General features: G+C 71.6%; 17 protein-coding genes and 2 tRNA genes. 10 read left to right on the top strand and 9 right to left on the bottom strand.

The window, feature by feature from the left end; translation table 11 throughout:
* The first annotated feature begins 164 nt into the window (after positions 1-164).
* From AB0J40_RS26395 to AB0J40_RS26385, 3 genes are all read left to right on the top strand, one after another.
* Positions 165-1,205 carry a 3-isopropylmalate dehydrogenase gene (locus AB0J40_RS26395; RefSeq protein ID WP_364457467.1) on the top strand — a complete coding sequence of 347 codons (1,041 nt, stop codon included), beginning with the start codon at positions 165-167 and terminating at the stop codon, positions 1,203-1,205.
* 254 nt (positions 1,206-1,459) lie between these two features.
* On the top strand, positions 1,460-3,091 hold the full coding sequence (gene cimA, locus AB0J40_RS26390; RefSeq protein WP_364457465.1) for a citramalate synthase: 1,632 nt from the start codon (positions 1,460-1,462) through the stop codon (positions 3,089-3,091).
* A 4-nt stretch (positions 3,092-3,095) separates the two neighbouring features.
* Positions 3,096-3,866 (top strand): fumarylacetoacetate hydrolase family protein, encoded by a 771-nt coding sequence (locus tag AB0J40_RS26385; RefSeq protein ID WP_364457463.1) that lies wholly within the window; start codon positions 3,096-3,098, stop codon positions 3,864-3,866.
* Here AB0J40_RS26385 and AB0J40_RS26380 read toward each other — a convergent pair.
* Complete coding sequence (locus tag AB0J40_RS26380; protein ID WP_364457462.1) at positions 3,863-5,113, bottom strand: FAD-dependent oxidoreductase; 1,251 nt, start codon at positions 5,111-5,113, stop codon at positions 3,863-3,865. The two genes, AB0J40_RS26385 and AB0J40_RS26380, sit on opposite strands and share 4 nt — an antisense overlap.
* 95 nt (positions 5,114-5,208) lie before the next feature.
* Here AB0J40_RS26380 and gltX point away from each other — a divergent pair, with 95 nt between their 5' ends.
* The 6 genes from gltX to AB0J40_RS26350 all read left to right on the top strand — a co-directional run bounded on the left by gltX (position 5,209) and on the right by AB0J40_RS26350 (position 9,147).
* Positions 5,209-6,687, top strand: a complete 1,479-nt coding sequence (gltX, locus tag AB0J40_RS26375; RefSeq protein ID WP_364457460.1) for a glutamate--tRNA ligase — start codon at positions 5,209-5,211, stop codon at positions 6,685-6,687.
* A 202-nt stretch (positions 6,688-6,889) separates the two neighbouring features.
* Positions 6,890-7,624, top strand: coding sequence for an HAD family hydrolase (locus AB0J40_RS26370; RefSeq protein ID WP_364457810.1), 735 nt, complete (start codon positions 6,890-6,892; stop codon positions 7,622-7,624).
* A gap of 50 nt (positions 7,625-7,674) precedes the next feature.
* A tRNA-Gln gene (locus AB0J40_RS26365) sits at positions 7,675-7,746 on the top strand.
* Positions 7,747-7,848: 102 nt separating this feature from the next.
* Positions 7,849-7,924: transfer RNA gene (locus tag AB0J40_RS26360), tRNA-Glu, on the top strand.
* 272 nt (positions 7,925-8,196) lie between these two features.
* Positions 8,197-8,688 (top strand): MarR family transcriptional regulator, encoded by a 492-nt coding sequence (locus AB0J40_RS26355; RefSeq protein ID WP_364457458.1) that lies wholly within the window; start codon positions 8,197-8,199, stop codon positions 8,686-8,688.
* 87 nt (positions 8,689-8,775) lie between these two features.
* Positions 8,776-9,147, top strand: a complete 372-nt coding sequence (locus AB0J40_RS26350; protein WP_364457456.1) for an STAS domain-containing protein — start codon at positions 8,776-8,778, stop codon at positions 9,145-9,147.
* 27 nt (positions 9,148-9,174) lie between these two features.
* On the opposite strand, the gene AB0J40_RS26345 is transcribed toward AB0J40_RS26350, so the two are convergent.
* The 7 genes from AB0J40_RS26345 to AB0J40_RS26315 all read right to left on the bottom strand — a co-directional run bounded on the left by AB0J40_RS26345 (position 9,175) and on the right by AB0J40_RS26315 (position 16,872).
* Entirely contained in the window at positions 9,175-10,020 is an 846-nt protein-coding gene (locus AB0J40_RS26345) for a hypothetical protein (protein ID WP_364457455.1), read from the bottom strand.
* A 162-nt stretch (positions 10,021-10,182) separates the two neighbouring features.
* Positions 10,183-11,766, bottom strand: coding sequence for an ABC transporter substrate-binding protein (locus tag AB0J40_RS26340; RefSeq protein WP_364457453.1), 1,584 nt, complete (start codon positions 11,764-11,766; stop codon positions 10,183-10,185).
* Between the two features lie 24 nt (positions 11,767-11,790).
* Positions 11,791-13,692, bottom strand: coding sequence for a hypothetical protein (locus AB0J40_RS26335; RefSeq protein WP_364457451.1), 1,902 nt, complete (start codon positions 13,690-13,692; stop codon positions 11,791-11,793).
* Between the two features lie 252 nt (positions 13,693-13,944).
* Positions 13,945-14,748 (bottom strand): tryptophan synthase subunit alpha, encoded by an 804-nt coding sequence (gene trpA, locus AB0J40_RS26330; RefSeq protein ID WP_364457450.1) that lies wholly within the window; start codon positions 14,746-14,748, stop codon positions 13,945-13,947.
* Positions 14,745-15,968 (bottom strand): tryptophan synthase subunit beta, encoded by a 1,224-nt coding sequence (gene trpB, locus AB0J40_RS26325; RefSeq protein WP_364457448.1) that lies wholly within the window; start codon positions 15,966-15,968, stop codon positions 14,745-14,747. Before trpB ends, trpA begins: the two co-directional genes overlap by 4 nt.
* Positions 15,969-16,058: 90 nt before the next feature.
* The gene (locus tag AB0J40_RS26320; RefSeq protein ID WP_364457446.1) at positions 16,059-16,223 is read right to left on the bottom strand and encodes a hypothetical protein; all 165 of its coding nucleotides are present in this window, start codon (positions 16,221-16,223) and stop codon (positions 16,059-16,061) included.
* A gap of 49 nt (positions 16,224-16,272) precedes the next feature.
* Positions 16,273-16,872, bottom strand: coding sequence for a TetR/AcrR family transcriptional regulator (locus AB0J40_RS26315; RefSeq protein ID WP_364457444.1), 600 nt, complete (start codon positions 16,870-16,872; stop codon positions 16,273-16,275).
* A gap of 66 nt (positions 16,873-16,938) precedes the next feature.
* Between AB0J40_RS26315 and AB0J40_RS26310 the strand changes: the two genes are divergently transcribed.
* Positions 16,939-17,958 (top strand): alcohol dehydrogenase catalytic domain-containing protein, encoded by a 1,020-nt coding sequence (locus AB0J40_RS26310; RefSeq protein ID WP_364457442.1) that lies wholly within the window; start codon positions 16,939-16,941, stop codon positions 17,956-17,958.
* On the opposite strand, the gene AB0J40_RS26305 is transcribed toward AB0J40_RS26310, so the two are convergent.
* Positions 17,892-18,566: a hypothetical protein gene (locus AB0J40_RS26305; RefSeq protein ID WP_364457440.1), complete on the bottom strand. Its 675-nt coding sequence runs from the start codon at positions 18,564-18,566 to the stop codon at positions 17,892-17,894. The genes AB0J40_RS26310 and AB0J40_RS26305 overlap by 67 nt on opposite strands.
* Positions 18,567-18,844 lie beyond the last annotated feature (278 nt).

The raw sequence follows: 18,844 nt of genomic DNA, 5'->3' as shown, positions 1-18,844 counted from the left end.
CTGCCCGTATTCACCCGATTGGGTGTCTCACCCTGCGGGAGGATGCGGCATAAGGGTGGTGCGGCTACGGCCGTTTGTCTACGGCCGGTAACCTTCCGGCTGCTGGCGTTTTGTTGCGGTGGGCCATCGGTGCGGCCGGTGGTCCGGTCGACGGAGGTGTGTGGATGCGGCTCGCGGTGATCCCAGGAGACGGGATCGGGCCCGAGGTGGTCTCCGAGGCGCTGAAGGTGCTCGGCGAGGTAGTACCGACGGCGGAGATCACGAACTACGACCTCGGCGCCGCGCGGTGGCACGCGACCGGTGAGCTGCTCCCGGAGTCGGTGCTCGGCGAGTTGCGCCAGCACGACGCGATCCTGCTGGGCGCGGTCGGCGACCCGACGGTGCCGAGCGGCATCCTCGAGCGCGGTCTGCTGCTGCGCCTGCGGTTCGAGATGGACCACCACGTCAACCTGCGCCCGGCGCGGCTGTACCCGGGGGTCCGGGGCCCGCTCGCCGACGCCGGCGACGTCGACATGGTCGTCGTGCGCGAAGGGACCGAAGGCCCGTACGCGGGCACTGGTGGTCTGCTGCGCAAGGACACCGAGCACGAGATCGCGACGGAGGTCAGCGTCAACACGGCGTTCGGCATCCGCCGCGTGGTCGCGGACGCGTTCAACCGCGCCGAGGCCCGGCCCCGCAAGCACCTGACGCTGGTGCACAAGACCAACGTGCTCGAGTACGCGGGTTCGCTGTGGTCGCGGATCGTCGAAGAGGTCTCGCTGGAACACCCCGAGGTGACGGTCGCGTACTCCCACGTGGACGCGGCGACGATCCACCTGGTGACGGACCCGTCCCGGTTCGACGTGATCGTCACGGACAACCTGTTCGGCGACATCATCACGGACCTGGCGGCCGCGGTGACCGGCGGGATCGGGCTCGCGGCGAGCGGGAACCTGGACATCACGCGCCGGAACCCGAGCATGTTCGAGCCGGTGCACGGTTCGGCGCCGGACATCGCCGGGCAGGGGCTGGCCGACCCGACGGCCGCGGTGTTGTCGGTTTCGCTGCTGCTGGACCACCTGGGGCAGAAGGAGGCCGCTCGGCGGATCGAGGCTTCGGTGGCGTTCGATCTGGCGACGCGGGACCAGGCTTCGCCGGGGGCCACGCAGGCTATCGGGGACCGGCTGGCCGCGCTGGTTTCGTCGAACGTGCGGACGGCGGGCTGAGGTTTTTGTTCGAAAGAGCCCTGCGTCTTCGTGACGCGGGGCTCTTTCGTGCGCCGGGTGTTCCCGGATGGTGGGAGCTTGACCCAGGTTGTGGACTTCTCCCGAACCCCTGTGGCATGATGCGACCATGACCAGCTTCGCCATCATTATCGACGAGCGCGCCGGACGATAGCTCCACAAGAGCCCCCGGCGCGCAACCTCTCGCACCCATGCGGGAGGTTTTTTTGTTGCCACGAAACGATTGGGAGAACACCGTGACCCGCCAGGAGCCCGCCGATACCCCGCTCGGCGATGCCTTCCACCTCTACGACACCACCCTGCGCGACGGTGCGCAGCGAGAGGGCATCTCCTACTCCGTCCAGGACAAGCTCGCCGTCGCGCGGCTGCTGGACGAACTCGGCGTCGGGTTCATCGAAGGCGGCTGGCCCGGTGCGCTCCCCAAGGACACGGAATTCTTCGCCCGCGCCGCGAAAGGCGAACTCAAGCTCAACCACGCGGCCCTCGTCGCCTTCGGGGCCACGCGCAAGGCCGGCACCACCGCCGACGCCGATCCGCAGGTGCGGGCCCTGCTCGACAGCGAAGCCCCCGTCGTCACCCTCGTCGCGAAGTCCGATCTGCGGCACATCGAACGCGCCCTGCGCGTCGACGTCGACGAGGCCTGCGCCATGGTCGAGGACACCGTCGCATTCCTCGTCAAGGAAGGCCGGCGCGTTTTCCTCGACGCCGAGCACTTCTTCGACGGCTACGCCTTCTCGCCCGAGACATCGCTCAGGGTGCTCGACGCCGCCGCCCACGCGGGTGCCGACGTCCTCGTGCTCTGCGACACCAACGGCGGCCAGCTTCCGCTCGGCCTCGCCGAGACAGTGAAGACCATCAAGGAAAAAACCGGGTTCCGCCTCGGAATCCACTGTCAGGACGACACTTCCTGCGCCGTGGCGAACTCCGTCGCCGCGGTGCAGGCCGGCGCGACGCACGTCCAGTGCACCGCCAACGGTTACGGCGAACGGGCCGGCAACGCCGACCTCTTCGCCGTGACAGGGAACCTCGTGACCAAGCTCGGCATGGACGTCCTCCCGACCGGAGGCGCGGCCGAGCTCACCCGGGTCTCCCATGCCCTTGCCGAAATCGCCAACCTCGCCCCCTACACCCACCAGGCTTACGTAGGGGCGTCGGCCTTCGCCCACAAGGCGGGACTGCACGCGAGCGCGATCAAGGTGGATCCGTTGCTGTACAACCACATCGATCCGTCTTCTGTCGGCAACGACATGCGGGTACTGGTCACGGAGATGGCCGGCAGGGCCAGCCTCGAGCTCAAGGGACGTGAGCTCGGGGTCGACCTTGCCGGCCGGCCCGAGGCGCTGACGAGCGCCATCACCAAGGTCAAGCGCCTCGAATCCGAAGGCTGGTCCTTCGAGGCGGCCGACGCCTCCCTAGAGCTGCTGCTGCGCGCCGAGGCGGACGAGCCCGCCGAGGCGCCGTTCGAGCTCGAGTCCTACCGCGTGGTCCTCGACCACCGGGCCGACGCCGAGGTCGTGGCCGAAGCCACGGTCAAGGTGCATGTCGGCGGCCAGCGCGTCATCGCCACCGCCGAAGGCATCGGCCCGGTGCACGCCCTCGACGCCGCCCTGCGGAAGGCGCTCTCCCCGCACCTGTCCTGGTTGGACAGTGTGGAGCTCGCCGACTACAAGGTCCGCATCCTCCAGGGCCACCCGGGCACCGACGCCGTGACGCGCGTGCTGGTCGAGAGCACCGACGGCGAACGCGAGTGGACCACCGTCGGCGTGCACGGCAACATCGTCGAGGCCAGCTGGCTGGCCCTCTGCGACGCGCTCGTCCACAAGAGCACCACCGTGGCCCCGGTCACGGAAACAGCGGACGTAGACTGACCCCGTGCGCCTAGCCCGTATTGCTCATCCCGGTGGTGTCGCGTTCGCTTCGGTCGAAGGGGACGGTGACGACGCCCAGGTCCTGGAAATCGCCGAGCACCCGTTCGGCCAGCCCAACTTCACCGGCAAGCGGTGGCCACTGGCCGATGTCCGGCTGCTCGCGCCGATCCTGCCGTCCAAGGTGATCGCCGTCGGCCGCAACTACGCCAAGCACGCGGCCGAGTTCGGCAACGAGGTGCCCGCCGCCCCGATGCTGTTCCTCAAGCCGTCCACCACGGTCGTCGGCCCGAACGCGCCGATCCGCCGTCCCTCGAACGTGGGCCGCGTCGACTTCGAGGGCGAGCTGGCCATCGTCATCGGCCAGCCGGTGAAGAACGTGCCGGCCGCCCGCGCCGCGAGCGCGATCCTCGGCTACACGATCGCCAACGACGTCAGCGCCCGCGACCTGCAGAAGTCCGACGGCCAGTGGGGCCGCGCCAAGGGCTTCGACACGTTCTGCCCGCTCGGCCCGTGGATCGAGACGTCGCTCGACGCGTCCGATCTCTCGCTCAAGGCCGAGGTCGACGGCGAGCTGAAGCAGGACGGGCGCACGTCCGACCTCGTCCACAAGATCCCCGAGCTGGTCGAGTTCGTCTCCGGCGTGATGACGCTGCTGCCCGGCGACGTCATCCTGACCGGCACCCCCGAGGGCGTCGGCCCGATCGAGGGTGGCCAGAGCGTCTCGATCACCATCGAAGGCATCGGCACCCTGACCAACCCGGTCGAGAACGTCTAACCCCTGGCGACCGGCTCCATCGGCCGCCGGGCGAACGCCGGAGCGTGCTCCGGCCGCAGCCCCAGGCCGAGGAGCCGGGCCGGGAGGTACGACAGCCGCGGGAACCGCGCGAACGCCTTGATCATCGGCAGCGGCGGGCCGTTGCGCCTGCCCGCCATCACGGCGCGCACGACGCCGCGGTGCAGCAGCCGCTGCAACCCCTGCACCAGCAGCGTCGGCGCCAGCCGCCGCGCGCGCACCTTCGCCAGCTCGGCCTGCGTGGGACGGCCCCGGCGCAGCGGCTCGGCCAGCAGCGTCGCCGCCGCGACCGCGTCCTGCACCGCCAGGTTGATGCCGACGCCGCCGATCGGCGACATCGCGTGCGCCGCGTCGCCGATGCACAGCAACCCCTCGACGTGCCACTTGCGCAGCAGGTTCAGCCGCACGTCGAGGAACTTGACGTCGTCCATCGTCTCGAGTTCGTGCACGCGGTCGGCGAACTCGGGGCAGATCTGCGTCACGTTCTCGCGGAACGCCTCGATGCCCTGCTCGCGGAGGTCCTCGCCCTTCGGCGCGAGGTAGGCGACCTGGTAGAAGTCCGGCCGGGGGAGCGGCACCGCGAACCGGCGGTCCCGCATCTTCGGCAGCAGCATGCCGCCCTGCTCGCCTTCGCCGCGCGAGAGCCGGAACCACCAGACGTCGAACGGGCAGTCGTACTCGCGCGGCACCAGGCCGGCTTCACGACGGGCCAGCGACCACCGGCCGTCGGCGGCGATCACCAGGTCCGCCCGGATTTCGCCGGTCTCGCCCGCCGTCGTGCGGTAGGTGACGCCCGCGACCCGGCCGTGCTCGCGGACCAGGCCGGTGCACTCGGTCTCCATCCGCTGGACGAACGTCGGCTCCTTGCGGGCGCTTTCGGCCAGCAGGTCGAGGAAGTCCCACTGCGGCACCATCGCGATGTACGGGTGGGGGACCTTCAGCCGGGTGAAGTCGGCCAGCTTCATCAGCTCGCCGTCCTCCTTCGGGAAGCCGGCCGCGGTCAGCTCGCTGTGCGGCAGCGCGTCGAACTTCTCACCGAGGCCCAGCTCGTCGAGCAGCGTCAGCGTCGACGGGTGGACCGTGTCCCCGCGGAAGTCGCGCAGGAAGTCGGCGTGCTTCTCCAGCACCGTCACCTCGACGCCGGCCCGCGCCAGCAGGAGCCCCGCGACCATCCCGGCCGGCCCGCCACCGATGACGACGCAGCCCGTGCGCTCGGTCATCTCGACCATCTCCCCATCTATTCATCGCCTGTTGAATAAATCGAGGATGCCCCCGACCGGTCCCCGGCGTCAAGCGTTGTGGCGACGGATACGCTGATCGGGCTATGAGTGAGACATCGGTGGTTCGCGCGCGCTTCTGTCCTTCGCCGACCGGCACCCCGCACGTCGGGCTGATCCGCACGGCGCTGTTCAACTGGGCCTTCGCCCGGCACAACCAGGGCCAGCTGGTGTTCCGGATCGAAGACACCGACGCCGCGCGCGACTCGCAGGAGTCCTACGAGCAGCTCCTCGACGGGCTGCGCTGGCTCGGTATCGACTGGGACGAGGGTCCCGAGGTCGGCGGCCCGTACGGGCCCTACCGCCAGAGCGAGCGGCGCGCGGTCTACGCCGACGTCGCCGCGAAGCTCCTCGAAGCGGGGGAGCTGTACGAGGCGTTCTCGACCAACGAGGAGGTCGAGGCCCGGCGCAAGGCGGCCGGCCTGGACCCGAAGCTGGGCTACGACAACTTCGACCGCGACCTCACCGCCGAGCGGATCGCCGCCTACCGCGCCGAGGGCCGCGCGCCGGTGCTGCGCCTGCGCATGCCCGACACCGACCTCGGCTGGACCGACCTGGTGCGCGGCGACATCACGTTCCCGGCGGGCACGATCCCGGACCCGGTGCTCGTGCGCGCCAACGGCGAGCCGCTGTACACGCTGACCAACCCGGTCGACGACGCGCTGATGAAGATCACGCACGTCCTGCGCGGCGAGGACCTGCTGCCCTCGACGCCCCGCCAGCTGGCGCTCTACGCGGCGCTGGAGCGCATCGGCGTCGCGGAGTTCACGCCGCGGTTCGGCCACCTGCCCTACGTCATGGGCGAGGGCAACAAGAAACTGTCCAAACGCGACCCTTCGTCGAACCTCTTCAACTACCGCGACCGCGGCTTCATCCGCGAGGGCCTGCTCAACTACCTGGCCCTGCTCGGCTGGTCGATCGCCGACGACCGCGACGTCTTCAGCGTCGAGGAGATGATCGCCGCCTTCGACGTCACCAAGGTCAGCGCCAACCCGGCGCGCTTCGACCTCAAGAAGGCCGAAGCGATCAACGGCACCCACGTGCGGGCGCTGCCCGCGGCCGAGTTCGTTTCCCGTGTCACGCCGTACCTCGTCACCGCGGGTGTCCTTCCGGAACCGCCGAGCGAGCAGCAGCTGGCCCGGCTGAACGCAATCGCGCCGCTGGTGCAGGAACGCGTCACGGTGCTTTCGGACGCGGCGCCCATGGTGCGTTTCCTGTTCACCGAGGAGGACGCTTTCGCGCCGGAAGAAGACGCGGCGGCGAAGAACCTCGGCGAAGCCGCGCAGCCGGTGCTCGCCGCGGCGGTCAAGGCCCTCGAAGCGCTGCCGTCGTGGGAGGCCGCGGCCATCGAGGAGGCGCTCAAAGACGCCCTTGTGGACGGTCTGGGTCTCAAGCCCCGCAAGGCTTTCGCGCCGGTTCGCGTCGCCGTGACCGGACGGACGGTTTCTCCCCCGCTGTACGAATCGATGGAACTGCTCGGCCGCGACGTCTCGCTGGGACGTCTTCGTCGCGCATTGGTCGGATAACCAATAGAAGACGGCTCGCCAACTGGGAGTAGAGCCGGTGCGCCGGAACAGGGCATCGGCAATCACCTCTTTGGCAGCGTCGCGAACGCGGCGGTTGCCCTAGCCTCACTGGGTGGATTTCGCCCTGGCACCCCGGACCCCGTCGCGAACCGCCCCCACCGAGGCGGCGCCCGAGCCCTGGGCGCCGCCTCGGCTGCGTCTGGTGTGCCTCGACATCGACGACACCCTGATCGACTGCACGGCCGCGATCCGCCGCAGCCTCCACATCCTGACCGGCCGGGGCGACCTGTGGCCGTTGTGGGACCTGATCACCGAAGAGCACGTCGCCCTCGTCGTCGCCGGCGAACTCGACTACGCGACGATGCACCAGCGGCGCACCGACTGCTTCCTCGCCGAGATCGGCATCCTCGCCGACGCCGAGCAGGTGAGCTCGTTCGAGCGGCGCCGAAGAGAGCTGCTCGACCATTCGTGGCAGCTCTTCGGCGACGTCCTCGACTGCCTGGAGTGGCTGCGCGCGGCCGGCCTGATGCTGGCGGCCGTGACGAACGCCTCAGGGGGCCACCAGCGCAAGAAGATCGCCGACCTGGGGCTGGCGCCGTTCTTCGACCACGTGGCCATCGCCGGCGAGCTGGGCGTGGCCAAACCCGATCCGGTGATGTTCCACACGGTCTGCCTCGGCCTGGACTGCGCGCCCGCGCAGGCGGTCCACGTCGGGGACAAACTGGACACGGACGCGATCGGCGCCCGCGACGCGGGTCTCGGGGCGGTCTGGCTCGACCGCGACGGCGTCGGCGAGCGCGCCCCCGAGGGCGTCCACCGCGTCAGGGGGCTGGGCGAGCTGCCTGAGCTGCTGGTTTCGGAGTACGCGACGATCGGCGTCCCCGCCCAGCGGGTGAGTGGGACCCCCGCTTTCACGGTGCCGAACGGCGTGCTCTAGTATTTCTCCTCGTGCGGTGCTGAACCGGCCAGGCCGGAACGGTACCTCACTGGGGTATGGTGTAATTGGCAGCACGACTGGTTCTGGTCCAGTTAGTCTAGGTTCGAGTCCTGGTACCCCAGCTGCGGAGAGTGACCCCCCTGCGGAGCGAGAAAACGGCTCTGGTAAGTTCTCTCCAGCAAGAAAAACTGAAAAGCCCTTGGGAAACCAAGGAAAGATCCTAAGCCCCCGTCGTCTAGCGGCCTAGGACGCCGGCCTCTCACGCCGGTAGCGTGGGTTCGAATCCCATCGGGGGTACCAGCAGCTGCCACTCAAGTCCGTCTGACCCAGGTCAGGCGGACTTTTTGGTGTGCCGGGCGACCTGACGTCGGAGATCCTTTTCGCGGCTTCGCGCCGTGACGGGTTCGAGCTGCCCGGCATGAGGGGCCCATCCCTGGCCGCGCGGCTACCGTACGACCACTGTTGACGTGGACAACTGTCCTAAAAGGATCGCGTGGTCGGTCCCGATGATCGTTCGATGCGGCGACCCCGCACGGTAGGCTGCGGTGACGGCTCGACCGAGGGATGCCACCGTGAACGCCGTGAACAGATCGCGCGGGACGCGTGCTGCCGACCAGGTGGCCGCGGCTGTGGCCGACACCGCCGAACTGCTCGAGATCCTGTTCGAGCGCGCCCGTGATGCCTCCCCGCGGCCGCTCTCGGTGTCCCAGGTGCGTGCGGTCGTCGCGCTCGATCGCCATGAAGGACTGAACCTGCGGACCCTGGCGGAACTGCTGGGATCCACCCCGCCGCTGGCCAGCCGGCTGTGCGACCGGCTCGAAGCCGTCGGGTTCGTCGAGCGGCTGCCGCACTCCCGCAACCGCCGTGAGCTGGTGCTGCGCCTGTCCGACCGTGGCCGGGCCTACCTGCAGGATCTGCGTGCGCGTCGCCGCGAAAGCCTGCACGGCGTCCTTGCCGTGTTGAGTGCCGAAGAACGAGACGCTCTCGCGCGAGGGCTCCGGGCGTTCCAGGCGGCGGCAAATCGAGATCTCGCCGAGGGTGACATCGGCGCGGCGGGACAGTAGGGTAATTGTTGTCATACGACAACTGAGCTGCCGGTCTCAGCTGCTCCGAGTCGTTCTTCGCTCATGGTTTCCTCTGGAGCGCAGCTCATGGAACCTGCATCCCCGCCGGTCCTCGCCGTCGCCGTGCGGTCGCTCGGCGACATCGCGGTGGTCGATGTGGAAGGGGACGTGGACCACGTCGTGCGCACCATGCTGCGGGAGGTCATGGCCGCGGCGCTGGCTCGGCGACCCCGGGCGCTGGTGGTCGACCTGGCCCGGGTGCGGTTCTTCGGTTCGGTCGGCCTGTCCGCGCTGGCGTGGCTGCACCACGCGGCGGCGGGCGCGGGGATCGAGGTGACGCTGGTGGCGACCCAGCGCAGCGTGCTGCTGCCGCTGGCGATCACCCGCGTCGACGACCTGTTCGCCATCCACGCCAGCGTGGCGGACGCTGTCGGGCACGTCGGTCCGCCACCGGGGTGAAAGCCGGAATCGGCCGCTGTGCCGCGCTCACGGCGTGACGTCGAAGCGGTCGACCAGCATGTAGGTACCGCTGCGCTTGACGGCCCGGATGGTGTGGTTCCCCGGCGGCAGCCCACACGTGCTGAACACGGCTTGCTGGGCGTGCCGGACCTCGCTCGTGGTGTCGACGGTCCGCTGGAAGACGTCGTCGACGTAGACGTCCATCCGGCCTTCGTCGGAGAACGTCTCGCTGAACAGGGCGATGCCGGTCCCGGTGAAGGAGTAGCCGGCCCAGCTGCCGTTCGCCTTCGTGTAGTGCACGTCGGCGTGGAAGTCGCCGAACTCGCGGTGGCTGCTCACGTCCCACGAGCCGCGGTAGACGACGCCGTCCGCGTCGTCGTTGAGCGCCGACGTCTCGGCGGTCGGGCAGTGCCGGGCCTCCGTGACGACCGGCGGCGGCGCGACGCTCGGCCGGGTCGTCGACGGGGTTGTCGTGGCCGGCTTCGTGGGCGACGTCGTGGCCGGCCGGACCGGAACCGTGCTGGTGGCCGACAACCGCGGGGCGACGGCCGGCTCGAGCGGAACCGACGACAACGCCGCGTTACGCGGCGCCGGGCGGGACATCGTCGCCGGCAGGACGATGCCGGCCACCACCGCGAGGCCCGCGACCACGATCGCCGCCCAGCGGATCCGCGCACCGGCGCGCAGTTGTGCGGAGGCCGCTTCCTGGGCTCGGCGTTCCAGCCGCGCGCGATGCTCGTCCGGGTCGGAGTCCGCGTTCCCCAGCGCTCCCGGGGGCCCGGCTGTCCGCATCGGACGGGCGCTCGCCCGGGCCTTGCGCAGAAGGTCCTCGACCGTCAGCCGCTGCGCTCTTCGCCGACCGGCACGCGCCATTCCGGAACCTCCCGATCGCCGCGACATTGGAGCACTCCGGCTCGTGGTGCGAGATCTTAGAAATCCGGTCCCGGCTTGTAAACCTGGCAACAGAAAGCGCTTCGTTACCGTTTCGAGGCAACCCGATCGCCGTTCCGTCCGTAGGGGACTTTCCCCGGCCGGTCAGCAGTTCGGCGGCGTGCCCGGCCGGACGACCACACTCGGGGTCCGGGCCTGCTGGTCGCCGTCGGCCGGGCGCGGTGGGCACACCCGGACCACTGGCGGGCCCGCGTCGGCGCGGTTGCCGCTGTTGTCGAACGTGATGGGGCCGCCCGCGCCCGCCACGGCCTGGCCGCTCGAGGAGAACCCGCTGATCGCGGTGTTGACCTGGCTGCGCTGGACCGGTTTCGCCGACGGGAGCGTCCGCAACGCCGCCGAAATCGTGGTCACGGCGTCGTAGCCGTTGACCGCCCAACCGTCGTCGAGATGAGCCACCTCGAACCCGGCGCCGGTGAACGCTGTTTCGAGGTCCCGGAATCCGGGGTTGTCGCCGCGGGAGCGGTCGGCGCCGGACACGAGCGTCGAGATCAGCCGGATCCGGCCGTCGGTGAAGCTCTGCGAGCGCAGCGCCCGGAGCCGGAGGTCCTCCAGCATCGCGTTGTCCTCGGGCGAGCGGACCCGGAGGCCGTCGGACGTGCTGACCACGGTGACCGACGTGGCCGCGCACCGGCCGCCGAGGAGGGCTTCGTCGAGGCTGAAGAGGAACCGGGCCAGGTCGCTGCCGCGGGCGATGTAAAGCACTTCGACGTCCTTTGCCGTTCCGCAGACCCGCTGGGCGGTCAGCGGGACCGTGCTCGCTTCGTCGGCGTCGAACTTGACCTCGGTGATCTTGCCGCCGAAGCGGCGCTGCATCATCGGCAGCGCGGTGCACGGGTACGGGTCGGAGCCGCCGGTGGGCACCATGATGAAGTCCGGCCGGCCGGGCAGCACCGTGGCGAGCTGCTCGATCTGCACGGCGTTGCGGTAGGCGACGCGGTAGAAGTAGTCCTTCCCGACACCGCGGGGATAGGTGATGTCGGGGTCGCACGCGCGGAAGTCGGGCTGGTCGTCGCGGGATCCGGTCTGGTCGAACCCCTCGGCGGTGATCAGGTCGGAGACCATCGGGACCTTCGCCGCGGCCAGCAGGTCCGCCACCTCGGCAGACCGCTGCTGGCTCAGCCCGAGCCCCGCGACGGCCACGACGTCGGGGTCGTCCGCGAGCTCGCGGGCCACCTCGACGGCTTCGTTGTCCGGCCCGTAGGCGCCGACGTTGGCGACCACCAGCCGCATCGGGTGCAGGCACCCGGTGTCGTTGGCGTGCCGCTGCCCGGCGGCCATCCCTTCGAGCTCGTGCAGCGCGCGCCCGCCGGCGTTGCGGTCGGTCAGGGTCAGCAGCACGCCGACGGTCACCGGGGTGCCCTGGGGGTCACACTTGTCCGCGGCGGCGGCGTTCTGCTGCTCGATCACGTGCAGCGCGGCGGTGAAGCGGTCGAGGCCGAAGTCGTACGAGCCGTCGCTGAGCCCGACGCACTCGCCGCCCGCCGACCAGGCGGAGCGGTCGAACCAGCCGCAGGTGAACGCCCGCTGCAGCGGTTGCTGGAAGACCAGGCCGCCGGCCACGAGGATCGCGACGACGAGCGCCGCGGACAGCCGCCACCAGTCCGTCCAGCGGTGCGGGAAGTCCCGGTTCGGATCGGGCAAGACCACCCAGCGGTAGCGCGAGGACACGATCGGGGTCCTTTCGGGACGGGGTCAGTACCAGCTGCTGTCCGCCGAGTAGCGGTCGGCCCGGTCGAGGAACGGCTGCTTGTCCGCCACGCCCTCGGTTTCGGCGAGCCGCAGGAAGCCGTGCCAGGCGAGCTTCCGCAGGGCCGCGATGTCCTCCGGCCGCGTCACGCACGGGTCCCGCTCCAGCGCGGGCACGATGCCGAGCAGGGCGTCGGTGTGCCCGGCCGGGGTCGGGGGCCTGCCGAGGCCCTTGATCTCCGCCAGGTCGGTCACCCGCGGGTCGGGCGTGGCCACCACGGTGTCGAACAGCTCCAGCCATTCCGCGGACGGCAGTTCGGGCAGCAGGGCGGCCAGCTCGTCCGCGACCTTCGCGCGGCCGCCGAGCATCCGCTCGTGGTGCCAGCGCCCGGCCCGGTCGTCCGGGTGGGTTTTTCCCCGCAGCAGCCGGAAAACGCCTTCCCAGCCGGTCTGCGCGTCCGGGCGCTCGGCCAGTGCCCGCAGGCCGAGGTAGCGGGCCAGCGGGTGGAGCCGGCGTTCGCCGCCGGCGGGAGCGGCCCACAACGTCGGCGACGTGTAGAGCGGCGAGCCGAGGTCGAAAGGCGGTGGCAGCAGGGGAACGAGCGTGCCGGCCTCCTGCCACGTCCGGGCGGCCGACAGCGTGATCAGTGCCTCGACCGACGCGTCGTCCGGTGTCCGCTGCGGGTCGAGCCCGCGGACGAAGATCCGCAGCAGGTGCCGGTCGGCGCGAACGTTCTCGTCGGGCTCCTCGCTGTCGAGGAGCGCGCCCAGGTCGTCCAGCAACCGCGGGTTCTCGCCCAGCCGGCGCAGCACGAACTCGGTCGCGGCGGCGTGGCCGTGGGTGAGCCGGCCGGCCACGCTCCCGGTGCGTTCCGACGTCGCCCAGTCGTGGCTCCGGGCCAGCTGGACGACCTCCGCGGGGCTCAGGTCGGCCACCGCGACCCGCACGCGTGGCCCGTCCGCCGGACCGGTTCCCGGCCACGGCACGGCGCCGGTCGCGGCCGGCCCGGCGCTGGTCGTGACCACGGTCAGCGGATCGGGCAGCCGGTTCTCCGGCGTCGGCCGGCTGTCGGCGATCGCCCGGCGGACGCGCAGCAGCGAGCGGACGAACGTCATCGCCGCCGGGACGTCGCCGTCGTCGAGCAGCAGGAGCATCTGCGGCGGCCGCCCCCGGACGCGGGCGTGGCTGCGGCGCAGGTCCGCGAGGAACGCGGCGACCAGGACGTCGTCGACGCCGCGCCGGACCACCGGGTCCGTGCTCTTCGCCCGGGCGCTGAGCTGGATCAGCGTCTCCTCGGCGTTGTTCGCGAAGTCCTGGTCCTGGTGGGCGAACCAGTCCACGGCGTCGCCCCAGGAAAACCGCAGCAGGCCGCGCCCGCGGTACAGGCGGTTCAGCGCGCTCTCGGCGGCTTCGGCCGCCAGCCGGGGAACCAGGTCCGGCAGCCCGGGGATCTGGACGTGCACGAGGGCGAACGAATCGTGCGCCAGCGCTTTGAGGAATCCGTCGAGCGCGGGTTTCCGCTTGTAGTCGTTGAGCCGTTCGCGCAGCCGCGTCCGCTGGTCACCGGCGGGGAGCCCGGCGAAATTCGCGCTGATGGCGAGTTGCGCGATCAGCGAACGGGGAAACGACACCGAATACCCGGGGACGCCGACGCCCAGCCCGAGCATGCTGGAGGTCAGCAGGGGGCGCAGCGACGTCCGGTCGCCGTCCGGCAGCAGTGGCTGGACCAGCACGGAAGCCGTGCGGTCCCGCCAGGTCCGCAGTGCTTCCGCGAGGATCGCGGTGCGCCCGGAACCCCCGCAGCCCGTGAGGACCACGACCGGCCGCGGATCGGCCGAGGCATTCTCGCCACGCGGTCCGGTCAGGTCGCCGATCAGCTCCAGGACCGACGTCCGGCCCACGAACATGAGTCCCCCTTGACGCCATTCGCTCTTCGCCGCTCCCCTGCGAAGAGGAGCACTTTATCGTTTCCGAGCCGGGCGGAGAACAGAAATGGCCGCAAGCGGCCGAAGGCCAGCCGAATGCCGGAGCGGTGACCTGAATGCCGCAGCGTTCCGGCACGCGGAGTAGTCAAACCCGCCGAACGGCGCCGCCGACGTCCTTTGTGGACCAGGTCGGCGGCGGCCGGGCCCGCGGCACCGCGAGCCCGGCCACCCCGCTCAGACAGCGCGAGCGCGCACCCCGGACGCGAGCCGGCCGGTGAGCCGCTCGAGTGCCGCCGTGTCCCCTGCGCGGTCCAGCAGGGTTTCCACCAGCGCCGATCCGACGATCACGCCGTCCGCGAACCCGGCGACCTCCGCCGCCTGGTCCGCGTCCGACACGCCCATGCCGACGCACACCGGCAGCCCGGTGTGCGAGCGCAGCCGTCGCACCAGCGCCGCGGCGGCCCGGTCGACCGACTCGCGCGTTCCGGTGACGCCCAGCAACGCGGACGCGTAGACGAACCCCGTGCCGGCCGCCGCGGTCTCCGCCAGCTGCTCGTCCGTGCTGCTCGGCGCGACCACGAACACCGTGGCCAGCCCGTGCTCGTCCGCCTGCCGCCGCCACTGCGCCGATTCGGCCACCGGCAGGTCGGGCAGCACGCAACCCGCGCCGCCCGCGTCCGCCAGTTCGCGCGCGAAGCGCTCGACGCCGTAGCGGGACACCGGGTTCCAGTACGACATCACCAGCACCGGCTTGCCCGTGGCCGCGTGCACTTCGCGGACCGTGCGCAGGACGCCGGCGATCCGGACCCCGCCGCGCAGCGCGATGTCGTCGGCGGTCTGGATGACCGGGCCGTCCAGCACCGGGTCGCTGTGCGGCAGGCCCACTTCGACGATGTCCGCGCCGGCGTCGAGGGTCGCCCGCAGAGCCGCGATCCCGCCGTCGACCGTGGGGAAACCGGCCGGCAGGTAGGCGATGAGCGCGGCCCGTCCGTCCTGCTCGGCCCGGGCGAGCGTCTCGTCCAGCAACCGCCGGCTCATCGCGCACTCTCCAGTCCGAAGTGGACGGATGCCGTGTCCATGTCCTTGTCGCCGCGGCCCGACAGGTTCACCAGCAGCAGGGCGTCCGGGCCGAGCTCGGCACCGACCCGCAGCGCCCCGGCGAGCGCGTGCGCGCTTTCGATCGCCGGGACGATCCCCTCGGTCGAGGCGAGCAGCCGGAACGCCGCCATGGCCTCGTCGTCGGTGACCGGGCGGTAGGCGGCGCGGCCGGAGTCGTGCAGGTGCGCGTGTTCCGGGCCGACGCCGGGGTAGTCGAGCCCGGCCGAGATCGACCAGGCTTCCCGGATCTGGCCTTCGTCGTCCTGCAGGACGTAGGAGCGGGAGCCGTGCAGGACACCGGGTTCGCCCGCCGAGAGCGACGCCGCGTGCTCCCCGCTCGCCACGCCGTGCCCGGCGGCTTCGCAGCCGATCAGCCGCACGCCGGGGTCGTCGAGGAACGCGTGGAACAGCCCGATCGCGTTCGATCCGCCGCCGACGCAGGCGATCGCGGCGTCGGGCAGCCGTCCGGTCCGCTCCAGGAGCTGACGGCGGGCTTCGACGCCGATGACGCGCTGGAAGTCGCGGATCATGGCGGGGAACGGGTGCGGCCCGGCGACCGTGCCGAACAGGTAGTGCGTGTCGCCGACGTGGGCGACCCAGTCGCGGAACGTCTCGTTGATGGCGTCCTTGAGGGTGCGGGAGCCCGACGTCACCGGCACGACCCGCGCGCCGAGCAGCTCCATCCGCGTCACGTTCACCGCTTGGCGGCGCATGTCCGTCTCTCCCATGTAGACGGTGCAGGCGAGGCCGGTCAGCGCGCACGCGGTGGCGGTCGCGACGCCGTGCGAGCCCGCGCCGGTCTCGGCGATGACGCGGGTCTTGCCCATCCGCCGCGCCAGCAACGCCTGGCCGAGCGCGTTGTTGACCTTGTGCGAGCCGGTGTGGTTGAGGTCTTCGCGCTTGAGGAAGATCCGCGCGCCCCCGGCGTGCGCGGCGAAACGCGGCACCTCGGTGAGGGCGCTCGGCCGCCCGACGTAGTGGGCGAGCAGGTCCTCGAACCGGGCGACGAAGACGGGATCCGCTTTCGCCCGTTCGTATTCGGCCGCGACCTGGTCGACGGCCGCGACGAGCGCCTGCGGGACGAACTGGCCGCCGAAGGCACCGAAGTACCCCCGGGCATCGGGAAGGCCGCCCGGCGCGGCCGGGAAGAAGAAGTCCATTGTGGATGTGCTCCTGACCCGGGACGTCCCGGGTGGTTCGTGGCTGGTCGGGGATCACCGGAGCGCACGAACGCGCGGGCTCACCGAGTTTCAGTGAGCCTTCGCGACGCGCGGCAAGCGGTGCCATCGCATCCCGTCGACCTGGCCCGCCTCGGAGCCGATCGCGTACCGCACCCGGCGTCCGCGCACGCGCCGCGCGGGCGCCTGGCAGCCACGCGGCCGGCGGCCACGGGCGAAACGGACGGTCAGGGGCACGAACGCAGCTTAGCCCGCCCGAGCGCGGTTCCGGCAAGCGTGGGCCGCGTCACGAGCCACCTCGCAGGGGCTGGTCCGCGGTGAGCGCCGAGCGGATGGCGCGCTCGACGATGTCTTCGAGAGCCGCCGGAATCTCCCGGCCGGCGCTCAAGTAGCGGCGGACGGCGGCGTAGGGGAGGTCGACGACGACGAGCAGGATCTCCGCCGTCCCGCGCCCGGTCGCCGCCTTGAGGTCGGTCACCAGGCGGCGGATGTGCCGGTCCCAGCGGGCTTGGTCGGCCTCGCGCAGGTCGCGGCTTTCCCGGGGCCACGCCGCGGGTTCGAAGGAGCCGAGGCCGGTCAGCAGTACCCGGGCGTCGGCCGGGTGGTCGCGGCACCACGTCACGGTCCGGCGCCCGAGCGCGACCGCGGCGGCCACCGGCTCGTCGCCGAAGAGCGGGTACAGCTCGGCGTGGAAGCTCTGCACCGCGCGGTTCCAGAGGGCGGCCAGCAGGGCCGCGCGGGTGGGGAACCGGTGGTAGACGGAGCCGCTGGACACCGCGGCTTCGCGGATCACGCCGGCGACGGTGATCGCGTCGGCGCTGCCCGTGGCGAGCAGCCGGGCGGCCGCGTCGAGGATCGTCGACGTGTCGTGCACGAGCCGTGGCATGGGTTGACGATAACCGAACGCGCCTTCTAGAGTCCGCTCTCTAGAGAGCGTCGTCTAAGGAGTGCCATGAAGAGCCTCGTCGTCACCGGTCCCGGCGGCCTGGAATGGCAGGACCGGCCGGCGCCCGGCCTTTCCGCGCCCGGGGACGCGCTGGTGCGGCCGATCGCCTCGTCCGCCTGCGACCTCGACCGCCGGCTCGTGGTGTCGCCGGCGCCGTTCGAGCCGCCGTTCGCCCTCGGCCACGAAGCGGTCGGCGAGATCGTCGACCTCGACGGCGACGATGCACCACTGCACGTCGGCCAGCGGGTGGTCATCCCGTGGCACATCAGCTGTGGCACGTGCGAGAACTGCCGGCGCGCACTGCCGGGTGCCTGCGCTTCGGTGCCGCGCCTGGCGTCCTACGGCACGAGCGCCGGCGGGCTCTGGGGCGGGTTGTTCGACGACCTGGTCCGGGTTCCGTGGGCCCGGTACAACCTGACGCCGTTGCCCGGGAGCGTCGACCCGTTCCTGGCCGCCTCGGCCGCCGACAACCTCACCGACGCCTTCCAAGCCGTCCGGCCGACCCTCGACGCCCGGCCCGGCGCCGAAGTGCTCGTGGTCGGCGGAACGGCGAGCCTCGGGCTGTTGACCGTCCTGAGCGCCGTCGCGCTGGGCGCCGGGAGCGTCACCTACTTCGACGTCGACGAAGGACGCCGCGCCAAGGCCGCCGCCGCGGGAGCGACCGTCGTCGCGGCCGAGGCGTACCCCGACCGGCTCGACGGCACCTTCGACCTGGTCGTGGACGCCTCCGCCGCGAGCGCGGGCTTCCGGTGCGCCCTGCTGTCCACCCGCCCGGGCGGCACGTGCGTCATCCGGTCCGTCTACTTCGGAGAGCCGCGGCTGCCGTACTTCTCGTTGTACGGCACGGGGATCACCATCGTCGTCGGACCGCCGCACGCCGGTCCGCACGTCCCGGACGTGCTGAAGCTCCTCGACGGCGGAACCCTGGATCCCGCGCCGATCCTGGCCGGCCCGTTCGGCTACGACGACGCCGTCGGGGTGCTGCTGGACCCACCGGCGGGGAAACCGGTCTTCACGCGCCCGTAGACGAACCGGTGCACGGCGTCGAGCGCGGCCGGGGCGGGGGTGTCCGGGTGAGCGGCGTCGTGCAGCGGGTGGTCCACGCCGGGCAGCGGTACCCGGCCCGGGCCGCCCGCGTGCGCGCGGCGCAGGGCGGCGGTCAAGGCGTCCGTTGTGGCGCAAGGGACCTGGGCGTCGCTCGTGCCGCAGGTCAGCAGCACCCTGGTTCCCGGGCGCAGAGCCGCGGCCGCGGCCGGCGGGTAGACGGCGTCGTCGCTCTCCACGAACCGGCCGTTCGGCCCCTGGAAGGCCACGAAAAGCCGGGCGACGGCGGGCGGCAGGCCGGTGGTGTCGACCGGCCGGTGTTCGCGCAGTGAAGTGACGGCGGCGTCGATCGCCGCGTCGATGATGCGCTGCTGCTCCGGGGTGAACTGGCCCTGCCGGGCCGCCTCGGCGGTCTCGGCGTGCAGTTGCAGCGCGACCAGGTCCAGCAGGCGGATCGCCTGCGGCTGCAGCAGTGCCAGGCCGGCCGGGCGCGGGTGGACGGTGCCGCCGAGCAGCAGCGCCGTCATCGCTCCCTCGCTGTGCCCGACGACCAGCAGCGCGCGCGAGTCGGCTTCCGGTTGATCCCGCAACAACTCGTAGGCGGCCTTCGCCTGACGGACGAACGCGGGGTAGTCGAGTGTTTCGGGGTGGTCGCGGTAGGCGCCGAGGCCGGTGCGACCGGTGCCGTACTTGCCGAACCGCAGCGTGGCGACCCGGTCGCCGCCGAGCGCGGCGGCCGGTTGCGCCAGGGTGTCGGGAGCCGCGTGCGGTGGTTGGTTGCCGTCGCGGTCGGCACGGTGGGCGGGAACGTGCAGGGTGCCGCCCCGGCCGGGGTGGCGGAAACGACCGCCAGCGACGCCACGACCGT

This window comes from Amycolatopsis sp. NPDC049691, from assembly GCF_040675005.1.
Classification (GTDB): Bacteria; Actinomycetota; Actinomycetes; order Mycobacteriales; family Pseudonocardiaceae; genus Amycolatopsis.
This window is presented reverse-complemented; position numbering and strand designations above follow the sequence as displayed.